Below are 283 nucleotides of genomic sequence, written 5' to 3' on the forward strand. Positions count from 1 at the left end.
CGCCGCTCGAGGCGCCTTATTTCGACGAATACAAGGCGTTCTTGCGCGAAGGCACGCGCGGTGTGAGCGGATACCGGAGAACCTTTAGTACCGACCGTTTCAGCGAGCAGCCAGACGCCGAATTTCCCGCGCTACAGAGCTATTTGCGCAGTCTTTGCGAACACTCGGCTCAACAGGGCAGGGTGCCGGTTCTCAAGTTCTGTCGTTCGTCCGGGAGAGTGCAGTGGCTCAGACATGCGTTTGCCGACGCAATGCATGTGGGCGTGTTGCGCAATCCCGCGTC

1 protein-coding gene is annotated in these 283 nt (G+C 59.7%); it reads left to right on the forward strand.

The window, feature by feature from the left end:
- Window positions 1-283 (forward strand): hypothetical protein (locus EN824_RS35770; protein WP_210236408.1); only part of this gene is annotated, 283 nt, incomplete at both ends.

The sequence above is a fragment of the Mesorhizobium sp. M8A.F.Ca.ET.181.01.1.1 genome, from assembly GCF_004792025.1.
In the GTDB taxonomy this organism is placed as follows: Bacteria; Pseudomonadota; Alphaproteobacteria; order Rhizobiales; family Rhizobiaceae; genus Mesorhizobium.